An 11,457-nucleotide genomic window follows, 5' to 3' on the forward strand; every position below is an offset into this window, starting at 1 on the left:
TGAACGTGTATCGAAAATTATAGATTTGAGGTTTTTTATCAATGAAACAAAGTCAAACATTTATACCAACATTACGCGAAGTACCTGCAGATGCAGATGTGAAGTCTCACCAATTATTATTGCGTGCTGGCTACATCCGCCAAAATACAAGTGGAATTTATTCCTATTTACCATTAGGAAAGAAACTTCTTCAAAAAATTGAAGCTGTTATTCGGGAAGAAATGAATGCTGTTAGTGCAGTCGAAGTCTTCCTTCCTGCTATGCAACAAGCAGAATTATGGCAAGAAACAGGTAGATGGTTTTCGTATGGACCAGAATTAATGCGTTTAAAAGATCGCCATTCTAGAGATTTCGCGTTAGGCGCTACCCATGAAGAAGTCATTACTTCTCTCGTTCGAGATGAAATTAAATCCTATAAAAAATTACCACTCGCTCTTTATCAGATTCAAACAAAGTTCCGTGATGAGAAAAGACCTCGCTTCGGCTTACTGCGTGGACGAGAATTCATCATGAAAGATGCATACTCTTTCCATGCAACGAAAGAGAGTTTAGATGAAATGTACGAACAAATGAAACAAGCGTACACCAACATTTTTACTCGTCTAGGATTGAATTTCCGAGCAGTAATCGCAGATTCAGGAGCTATTGGTGGAAAAGATACGCATGAATTCATGGTCTTGTCTGATATTGGAGAAGATACGATTGCCTATTCGGATCAGTCTGACTATGCTGCTAATATTGAGATGGCAGAAGTAAACGTGAACTATCCTCGTTCCGATGCGCAGTTATTGACTGTAGAGAAAGTAGAAACACCTCAACAAAAATCGATTGAGCAAATCGCGAACTATTTGAACGTGAAGCAAGAGGATTGCATAAAAACGCTAGTCATAAATGTAGACGATGAGTTAATGCTCGTATTAATTAGAGGTGACCATGAATTAAACGAGATTAAGTTAAAAAATGCACTTAATGCAAAACAAATTGAAATGGCATCCGACGAACTCATTCAAGAACTTCTTCAAAGTGAACCAGGATTTATTGGCCCTGTCAAAATACCTTCGACGATAAAAGTAATTGCTGATCATGCGATCTCTTCAGTAGTGAACGGTGTATGTGGTGCGAATGAATCCGACATGCATTTAGTTAATGTAAATCCAGAACGCGACTTTGCAATTGACCAATACGAAGATTTACGTTTCATTCAAGAAGGGGATCCTTCTCCAGATGGGAACGGAACGATTCGATTTGCAAAAGGAATCGAAGTTGGACATGTCTTTAAACTAGGCACGACTTACTCTGAACCGATGAAGGGGCTCTTTTTAGATGAGAATGGTCGTAATCAGCCATATATCATGGGATGTTATGGAATAGGCGTTTCACGTATTCTAGCTGCAATGGCAGAACAATTCCAAGATGATCAAGGGTTTACTTGGCCGAAAGACATTGCTCCATATGATGTTCACCTTGTTCCTATTCAAATGAAAGACGAGGAACAAGCTACACTCGCAACTGATCTGTATAAATTACTAACGTCGTACCGATATGACGTTCTATTAGATGACCGAAACGAACGCGCAGGAGTGAAATTTACTGATTCTGATTTAATTGGTGTCCCAGTGCGAGTAACAATTGGGAAGAAAGCATCTGAAGGAATTGTAGAAGTGAAATTCCGAACATCAGGGGAATCAAAGGAATGTAAACGAGAAGAATTATTAGATGTACTTCAAAAATTTGGAGGAAATTAAATGTCTGAATTAGCTGAAAAAAACAATCGTTTGCTTCTTCTTTTACAGCATCTTGAGTTAACAGCGGATGAACATATGATGTTTTTTGAAGCGGCAACATTAGAACGAATGACTGTGCATAAAAAAGAGAGAAAATGGCGATTTGCCATCTCTCTTCGTTCTGTTTTGCCAGTGAATATGTATGAATTGTTTACTACTAGGCTTCGCGAAAAGTTCTTAGGAATTGCGGATGTCCAAGTAGTTTTTCGTTGTGAAGAAGACACGATAGATGAATCACTGTATCTAGATTATTGGAAATATGTCATGCACGAACTGGCCGATATCTCTCCACCAATTAAAGAATGCTTAATGAATCAAGCTCCAACAATTACGACTCAAAAACTGATTGTGGCGTGTCGGACGGAACTAGAACTAAGGACTATTAAGCAGAAATATGTGGAGAAGATTCAAGCTTGTTATGCATTATTTGGTTTGCCGGAAAAAATTGTGGATGTTCAGCTTGTGGAAGCATCTGCTGAGCTAGAAGCAGAACAACAAGCGTATGTAGAGCAGAGAAGAAAAGAAGAAGAAGCTCTTGAGAAGAAAGCATTAGAAGATCTGCAAAAACGAGATATGGCAAAACAGTCGAATGAATCAAATGTATCTGGACCTTTCCAATTAGGTATTCCGATTAAAGCAGACGATTCTATGATGGATATTAAAGCAATTCAAGATGAAGAACGACGAATTACGATTGAAGGTCTAGTGTTTGATGTGGAAGTAAAAGAGCTTCGTAGTGGACGTTCTTTATTAACGGCAAAAATAACGGATTATACGGACTCTATTTTAGTGAAAATGTTTTCTCGAGATAAAGAAGATGCAGAAATGATGAAGTCACTAAAAAAAGGCACTTGGATTCGAGTGCGAGGTTCGGTACAAAACGATACATTCGTCCGAGATTTAATCGTGATGGCACAAGATATGATGGAAATAAACGTCGATGCTCGATTAGACACTTCTCCCGACGAAAAGCGGATTGAGTTACATACGCATACCCCTATGAGTACAATGGATGCGGTGTCTTCTGTAGATGCTTTAGTTGGACAAGCGGCTAGATGGGGGCATTCAGCTATAGCCATTACGGATCATGCAGGTGTGCAATCATTTCCAGATGCTTATGCGGCCGGAAAAAAACACGGCGTTAAAATCATTTATGGTTTAGAAGCGTATTTAATCAATGACGGTGTGCCTATTGCTTATGAAGAAGAACACCGTGACTTAAAAGATGCTACATATGTTGTTTTTGATGTAGAAACGACGGGCTTATCTGCAGTTTATGACACTATTATCGAGTTAGCAGCTGTTAAAATTCAAGGTGGCAACATTATCGACCAATTTGAAAGCTTTGCGAATCCTCACCATCCTCTTTCAGATACCACAACGAATTTAACGGGAATAACGGATGAGATGGTACAAGATGCACCGGAAGTTGAAGAGGTCATTCAGAAATTCCATGATTTTATTGGAGATAGCATTCTAGTTGCACACAATGCCTCTTTTGATATGGGATTCTTATATGAAGGATATAAAAAAGTAGGCTTAGAAAAAGTGCTGCATCCAGTCATTGATACATTGGAACTTGCTCGTTTTTTACATCCGGAAATGAAAAATCATCGGTTAAATACACTAGCAAAAAAATACAATATTGAACTTACACAGCATCACCGTGCCATTTACGACTGTGAAGCGACTGGGTATTTACTTTTACAATTGTTAAAAGAAGCAGAAGAAAAAGGAATTAATTACCATGATGATTTGAATCATCAAGAAGGAAACAAAGAAGCGTACAAACGTGCTAGACCTTCACATTGCACCATTTTAGCTGCAGATGAAGAAGGGTTGAAAAATTTATTTAAACTCGTATCGTATTCGCATTTAAATACATTTTTCCGTGTTCCAAGAATTCCAAAGTCTGTTTTACGCAAACATCGTAAAGGACTTCTCATTGGATCTGGTTGTGATAAGGGAGAAGTTTTTGAAGGATTAATGCAAAAGTCTCCTGAAGAAGTGGAAGAAATTGCGAAGTTCTATGATTATTTGGAAGTGCATCCAAAAGAAGTATATGCTCACTTGATTGAGATGGAATTGGTGAGGGATGAGTGGAATTTAGAAGATATTATACGAAAATTACTTAAACTAGGGAAAAAATTATCATTACCTGTCGTTGCGACTGGTAATGTTCACTATGTGAATGAAACAGATGCGATTTTCAGACAAATCCTAGTCTCTGGACAAGGTGGTGCAAATCCTTTAAATCGACATTCGTTACCAAAGGTTCATTTCCGCACGACAAATGAAATGTTAGAAGCGTTCGATTTTCTTGGTGAGGAAACGGCACGTGAGATTGTGATTACGAATACACACAAAATTGCAGATCGAATCGACTCAATCAAACCAATAAAAGACGATTTGTACACTCCGAAAATAGAAGGCGCAGACGAAGAAGTGCGTGAGTTAAGTTATTCTATGGCTCGTTCCATTTACGGAGAACAGTTGCCAGAAATCGTGGAAGCACGTATTGAAAAAGAACTAACATCGATCATCGGTCATGGTTTCGCGGTAATTTACTTAATTTCACACAAATTAGTAAAAAAATCATTAGATGACGGTTACTTAGTAGGTTCAAGGGGATCGGTAGGATCTTCTTTAGTGGCAACGCTGATGGAAATCACCGAAGTAAATCCATTGCCGCCTCATTATATCTGTACGAAATGTAAACATGTCGAATTCTTTGATGATGGCTCAGTGAACTCGGGATATGATCTGCTAAATAAAGAATGTCCTACTTGTGCAATTCCGTTAAAGAAAGATGGACAAGATATTCCCTTCGAAACATTTTTAGGTTTTAAAGGAGATAAAGTTCCAGATATTGATTTAAACTTTAGTGGCGAATACCAGTCTGTCGCGCACAATTATACAAAAGTGCTTTTTGGAGAAGACAATGTCTATCGTGCTGGAACAATTGGAACCGTCGCAGAAAAAACGGCTTACGGATTTGTGAGAGGGTATGCAACGGATCATAATTACACATATCGTGGAGCTGAGATTGATCGACTCGTACAAGGGTGTACTGGTGTTAAACGTTCTACTGGTCAACATCCAGGTGGAATTATCGTAGTGCCAGATTACATGGATATTTATGATTTTTCTCCTATTCAATTTCCTGCAGATGCGCAAGATTCTGAATGGAAAACAACTCATTTTGACTTTCATTCAATTCATGACAATCTATTGAAGTTAGATATTCTTGGTCACGATGATCCTACTGCGATTAGAATGTTACAAGATTTAAGTGGAATAGATCCTAAAACGATTCCAACCGACGATCCAGAAGTGATGAAAATCTTTAGCGGCACCACCTCACTTGGCGTTTCGGAAGAACAAATTGGATGTAAGACTGGTACACTTGGAATTCCTGAATTTGGAACTAGGTTTGTCCGTCAAATGTTAGAAGAAACGAAACCATCTACTTTCTCTGAACTTGTTCAAATTTCCGGATTATCACATGGGACAGATGTGTGGCTTGGTAACGCACAAGAGCTTATTCAAAACGGAACTTGTCAATTATCAGATGTGATCGGTTGCCGTGACGATATAATGGTGTATTTAATTTATCAAGGTTTAGAGCCATCATTAGCGTTTAAAATAATGGAGTCCGTACGTAAAGGAAAAGGATTAACACCGGAATTTGAAGCAGAAATGCGAACGAATGGTGTACCAGAATGGTATATCGATTCCTGTAAAAAAATTAAGTACATGTTCCCTAAAGCCCATGCTGCAGCTTACGTATTAATGGCTGTTCGTATTGCATACTTTAAAGTTCATTTTCCAATTTTATATTATGCGGCATATTTTACAGTTCGAGCTTCTGATTTTGACTTGTTGATCATGACAAAGGGATCGAAAGCAATTCGGACAAAATTAGAAGAGATTCTTGCAAAAGGATTAGATGCCTCACCAAAGGAAAAGAGTTTATCTACCGTTCTCGAAATCGCTTTGGAAATGAGCGAAAGAGGAATGCACATGAAAAAAGTCGATTTGTATAAATCCAAAGCAAAAGAGTTTGTCATTGATGGAGATGGGTTAATACCTCCATTTAATGCGATTCCTGGATTAGGAACAAACGTAGCATTAGCGATTGTAAAAGCGCGAGAAGAAGGAGAATTCCTATCCAAAGAAGATCTCGGACAGCGAGGTAGAGTGTCAAAAACATTAATCGAGTATATGGACCAATTAGGTTGCTTAGAAGGAATGCCAGATGCGAACCAATTGTCCCTCTTTTAATGTAATTTGCACGCCAATCGTAATCATGGTAAGATGGTATTAACTAGTTGTGGATAGATTTGCGACAAAAGAGTGGGATTTCCCGCTCTTTTCTCTTTGTTCCCAATAAAAAAGTACGTACGGGAGGTTTGTATGAGCAAAGTTGTAGAAGAAGTAGAAACGCTAGTAAAACCAATCATTGAAAATTTACAGTTAGAATTAGTCGACATGGAGTTTGTAAAAGAAGGACGTAACTGGTTTCTTCGTATTTATGTAGACACTCCATCAGGTGGAATTGACATTGAACAATGTGCGTTAGTAAGTGAAAAAGTAAGTGAAATGCTTGATGAAAAAGATCCAATTGAACAAAACTACTTTTTAGAGGTATCTTCGCCTGGTGCGGAAAGACCATTGAAGAAAGAAGAAGACTACGTTCGTTCTGTTGGAAAGTTTATTTACGTGAAAATGTATGAACCTGTTAAGGATATGAAAGAGTTCGAAGGATATTTAATGGAGAATAATGAGACGGACATCGTGTTAAATGTCAAAATCAAAACGCGAAAACTGACGGTAACATTGCCGAAAGACAAAATCGCATTTGCTCGTTTAGCAATTGATTTCTCTGCATAACTTGATATAGGAGTGAAAAAAATGGGTAGTGAATTGTTAGATGCTTTAACAGCATTGGAAAAACAGAAGGGAATTTCCCGAGATGTCTTAATCGAAGCGATCGAAGCGGCATTAGTGACAGCGTACAAACGCAATTTCAACCAAGCACAAAATGTGCGTGTAGACTTAAATTTAGATAATGGCTCCATGCGAGTATTCTCCCGTAAAGATGTAATGGAAGAAGTATTAGATGAGCGTCTGCATATTTCATTAGAAGATGCGAAAGAAGTAAATCCAGCTTATGAGTTAGGCGATGTAGTAGAGCAAGAAGTCACACCACGTAATTTCGGTCGAATTGCTGCTCAGACTGCTAAACAAGTTGTTACTCAGCGTGTACGTGAAGCGGAACGCGGATTGATTTACGAAGAGTTTGTTGATCGTGAAGAAGATATCGTGAACGGAATTGTCGAGCGTTTAGATGCTCGAAATATTTACGTTGGTCTTGGAAAAGTGGAAGCAGTTTTACCACAAAACGAGCAAATTCAACAAGAGACGTATCACCCACATGATCGTATTAAAGTGTTCATCACTAAAGTAGAACGTACCACACGTGGGCCACAGGTTTTTGTTTCAAGAACACATCCTGGATTACTTCGTCGTCTATTTGAAATGGAAGTTCCAGAAATTTACGATGGTATTGTGGAGATCAAGTCTATTGCTCGTGAAGCAGGGGATCGTTCAAAGATTTCTGTTGTCGCTCACCAGGAAGATATCGATCCAGTTGGATCGTGTGTCGGTTCAAAAGGTTCGCGAGTTCAAACTATCGTGAATGAATTAAATGGAGAAAAAATTGACATCGTGGAATGGTCAGAAGATCCAGTTACGTTTGTAGCGAATGCGCTTAGCCCTTCGAAAGTGCTTGATGTACAAGTAAATGAAGAAGAAAAGTCTACAACAGTTGTCGTACCGGATTATCAGTTGTCACTTGCGATCGGAAAACGTGGTCAAAATGCTCGTTTAGCTGCTAAGCTTACTGGCTGGAAAATTGATATTAAAAGTGAAACGGATGCACGTGAATTAGGAATTTATCCATCCGCAATTGCCTCTACTTCTTTCGATGAGTATGACGATTATGAAGAGTCATATGAAGAAGAGGAATTTGATTTATATCAAGATTCGGAAGATGAATCCAACTGAGGTGAATGAATAATGGCAACAATGAAGAAAATCCCAATGAGAAAGTGTGTCGCAACAAACGACATGTTTCCAAAAAAGGAATTGATTCGAATTGTTCGTTCGAAAGAAGGAGAAGTCTCTGTAGACTTGACAGGAAAGAAATCTGGTCGCGGAGCATATCTCTCGAAGTCTGAGGAAGCAATTAAATTGGCAAAAAAACGTAATTCATTAGAGAACCATTTAGAAACGAAAATTCCAAGTGAAATCTACGATGAATTAGAAAAAATTGTTGCGAAAGAAAAACTTTCATGATGAAGGAACAAGCAATACTCCAGACTCTTGGGTTAGCGACACGCGCAAGAATGTTAATCACAGGGGAAGAACTTGTTCTAAAAGAAATTCGAAGCAATAAAGCAAAAATTGTTATTCTTGCAAAAGATGCTTCTGAAAATACACGGAAGAAATTTTCCGATAAATGTTCGTTTTACAACGTTGAGTTGCATGAATTTTCCGATCGTTACACATTGGGACATGCTACAGGAAAAGAGGCCCGCGTGGCACTCGCCATTACTGATGCCGGTTTCGCAAAAAAACTATCCGGCCTTCTCAACGAATCTAACCGGGGGTGACCTAATGAGTAAACTTAGGGTACATGAATATGCGAAACAAATTAACAAACCGAGTAAAGAAGTTATTGATCAATTAAAGAAGTGGGACGTACCTGTTTCCAATCATATGTCGACAATTGAAACTACTGTCGTATCAAAATTAGATGGGGTTTTTAAGCAATCAGCGAAGCCAACTTCAACTGCTTCTTCAAATACCCAAAATCCACGTCCATCTCAAGGCGGACAAGGAAGCCGTCCGTCTCAAGGAGCACAAGGAAACCGTCCATCTCAAGGAGCACAAGGAAACCGTCCAGGGCAAGGGAACCGTCCCGCTCAAGGCGGACAAGGGAACCGTCCAGCACAAGGGGCACAAGGAAATCGTCCAGCACAAGGCGGACAAGGGAACCGTCCTGCTCAAGGCGGACAAGGAAATCGTCCAGCACAAGGTGGGCAAGGAAACCGTCCGGCTCAAGGCGGACAAGGAAACCGTCCAGCACAAGGCGGACAAGGAAACCGTCCGGCTCAAGGGGCACAAGGAAACCGTCCAGCACAAGGCGGACAAGGAAACCGTCCAGCTCAAGGGGCACAAGGAAACCGTCCAGGGCAAGGGAACCGTAATTTTGGTGGACGTCCAGGTGGATACGGCAACAATAGTCCAGGTACTGGAAACAGAGCTGGCAGCCGTGGAAAAGGAAAAGGAAAAAGCAAGCAACCAGTTCAACCACCTGTTCCAATGAAAGAAAAAGAACTACCTGAAAAAATTACGTTCTTTGAATCATTGACAGTTGGTGAACTTGCAAAAAAATTAGGCAGAGAGCCTTCTGAAATTATCAAAAAGTTATTTATGCTTGGTGTAATGGCTACCATTAACCAAGAATTAGATAAAGATGCGATTGAGTTAATCTGTACAGATTACGGTGTTGAAGTGGAAGAAGAGATCCGTATCGATAAAACAGATTTAGAAACATATTTTGAATCGGATGAAGAACAACCAGCAGGCGAATTAAAAGAACGTCCTCCGGTTGTTACGATTATGGGACACGTCGATCACGGGAAAACGACACTTCTTGACTCCATTCGAAATACAAAAGTTACTGCTGGCGAAGCAGGCGGTATTACGCAACATATTGGGGCATATCAAGTTGTAGAAAATGGCAAGAAAATTACCTTCTTGGATACTCCTGGACATGCTGCATTTACTACAATGCGTGCTCGCGGAGCAAAAGTAACCGATTTAACTATCTTAGTTGTTGCAGCGGATGATGGTGTTATGCCACAAACCGTGGAAGCAATTAACCACGCGAAAGCAGCAGAAGTTCCAATTATCGTTGCTGTGAATAAAATGGATAAAGAAGCGGCAAATCCTGACCGTGTTATGCAAGAGCTAACGGAACATGGTTTAGTTCCTGAGGCTTGGGGCGGAGATACTATTTTTGCTCCAATTTCAGCATTAAAAGGTGATGGAATTGATAACCTTCTTGATATGGTGTTATTAGTTGCAGAAGTGGCTGAACTTAAAGCTGACGCTAAACGTAAAGCAATTGGTACAGTGATCGAAGCGCAACTTGATAAAGGACGAGGATCAGTTGCAACGTTACTTGTACAAGATGGTACGTTGAACGTTGGGGATCCAATCGTAGTAGGGAATACATTTGGACGTGTTCGAGCAATGGTAAATGACATTGGTCGTCGCGTAAAAGAAGCCGGCCCAAGTACCCCTGTTGAAATTACTGGGTTGAACGATGTACCACAAGCTGGCGATCGTTTCGTTGTATTTGAAGATGAAAAAACAGCTCGTGCAGTCGGTGAATCTCGTGCTACGACAGCGATTCAAGAACAACGCTCTGAAAAAACACGCGTAACACTAGATAACTTGTTTGATCAAATGAAACAAGGCGAGATGAAAGACTTAAATATTATCGTGAAAGCAGACGTTCAAGGTTCTGTAGAAGCAATGGCTGCATCATTGATGAAATTAGATGTAGAAGGCGTAAATGTACGAATCATTCATACAGGCGCAGGAGCTATTACAGAATCGGACATTTCATTAGCAGCTGCTTCAAATGCTATTGTAATTGGATTCAATGTTCGTCCTGACTTGAATGCGAAACGCGCTGCGGAAGAAGAAGGCGTAGATATTCGTTTACACCGCGTTATTTACAAAGTGATTGAAGAAATTGAGTCTGCAATGAAAGGAATGCTTGATCCAGAGTTCCAAGAAAAAATTATTGGGCAAGCAGAAGTACGCGAAACGTTCAAAGTTTCAAAAATCGGTACAATTGCAGGAAGCTATGTAACAGAAGGTAAAATTACTCGTGATAGCGGCATTCGTGTCATCCGTGATGGCATTGTCGTATTTGAAGGGGAATTAGAATCTTTAAAACGCTTCAAAGATGATGCAAAAGAAGTGGCAAAAGGGTATGAGTGTGGTATTACAGTGAAAAGCTATAATGACGTTAAAGAAGGCGACGTAATTGAAGCGTACGTTATGGAAGAGATCAAACGTTAAGATAGCGTGAATTGAGGTGTATGTACAAATGAGTACTCGTTCGACAAGAATTGGCGAGCAAATGAAAAAAGAATTAAGCGAAATCATTTCTCGAAAATTAAAAGACCCAAGGATTGGCTTCGTCACTGTAACAGACGTGGAAGTCACAGGTGATCTCCAGCAGGCAACTGTGTTCATCACAGTTCTAGGTGATGAAAAAAAGAGAGAAGAAACACTTAAAGGTTTAGCGAAAGCGAAAGGCTTTATGCGAACAGAAATTGGTCAACGAATCCGATTACGTAAAACTCCTGAACTTATGTTTGAGTTTGACGAATCAGCAGATTACGGTAACCGTATTGACTCTCTATTGCGTTCACTCAACGACGAGACAACAAGCGAACAAGAAGAATAAAGTGAGCCTACAGGAGTTTGCTTCCTGTAGGCTTTTTTTACTTCATCGGATTTTTGAAAATGCATCAAAAAGTGGTATCCTGTGAACAAGAACGGTGTTAGTTACGATATAGGATAA

Annotated in this window: 8 protein-coding genes; all 8 read left to right on the forward strand. The window is 39.7% G+C overall.

The window, feature by feature from the left end; translation table 11 throughout:
* Nucleotides 1-41 precede the first annotated feature (41 nt).
* The 8 genes from D3873_RS05040 to rbfA all read left to right on the forward strand — a co-directional run bounded on the left by D3873_RS05040 (nt 42) and on the right by rbfA (nt 11,340).
* Complete coding sequence (locus D3873_RS05040) at nt 42-1,745, forward strand: proline--tRNA ligase (protein ID WP_119883016.1); 1,704 nt, start codon at nt 42-44, stop codon at nt 1,743-1,745.
* Nucleotides 1,746-6,068: a PolC-type DNA polymerase III gene (locus tag D3873_RS05045; RefSeq protein WP_119883017.1), complete on the forward strand. Its 4,323-nt coding sequence runs from the start codon at nt 1,746-1,748 to the stop codon at nt 6,066-6,068.
* Nucleotides 6,069-6,200: 132 nt separating this feature from the next.
* Nucleotides 6,201-6,677 (forward strand): ribosome maturation factor RimP, encoded by a 477-nt coding sequence (gene rimP / locus D3873_RS05050; RefSeq protein WP_119883018.1) that lies wholly within the window; start codon nt 6,201-6,203, stop codon nt 6,675-6,677.
* 21 nt (nt 6,678-6,698) lie between these two features.
* Nucleotides 6,699-7,853: a transcription termination factor NusA gene (gene nusA / locus D3873_RS05055; protein WP_119883019.1), complete on the forward strand. Its 1,155-nt coding sequence runs from the start codon at nt 6,699-6,701 to the stop codon at nt 7,851-7,853.
* Nucleotides 7,854-7,865: 12 nt separating this feature from the next.
* Nucleotides 7,866-8,144 carry an RNase P modulator RnpM gene (rnpM, locus tag D3873_RS05060; RefSeq protein ID WP_119883020.1) on the forward strand — a complete coding sequence of 93 codons (279 nt, stop codon included), beginning with the start codon at nt 7,866-7,868 and terminating at the stop codon, nt 8,142-8,144.
* Nucleotides 8,144-8,461 (forward strand): YlxQ family RNA-binding protein, encoded by a 318-nt coding sequence (locus D3873_RS05065; RefSeq protein WP_119884480.1) that lies wholly within the window; start codon nt 8,144-8,146, stop codon nt 8,459-8,461. Before rnpM ends, D3873_RS05065 begins: the two co-directional genes overlap by 1 nt.
* Nucleotides 8,462-8,465: 4 nt before the next feature.
* Nucleotides 8,466-10,949, forward strand: a complete 2,484-nt coding sequence (gene infB / locus D3873_RS05070; protein WP_119883021.1) for a translation initiation factor IF-2 — start codon at nt 8,466-8,468, stop codon at nt 10,947-10,949.
* Between the two features lie 28 nt (nt 10,950-10,977).
* A complete protein-coding gene (rbfA, locus tag D3873_RS05075; protein ID WP_119883022.1) occupies nt 10,978-11,340 on the forward strand; it encodes a 30S ribosome-binding factor RbfA in 363 nt (120 codons plus the stop codon).
* Nucleotides 11,341-11,457: the final 117 nt, after the last annotated feature.

It is taken from the genome of Paenisporosarcina cavernae (genome assembly GCF_003595195.1).
GTDB classification, from domain to species: Bacteria; Bacillota; Bacilli; order Bacillales_A; family Planococcaceae; genus Paenisporosarcina; species Paenisporosarcina cavernae.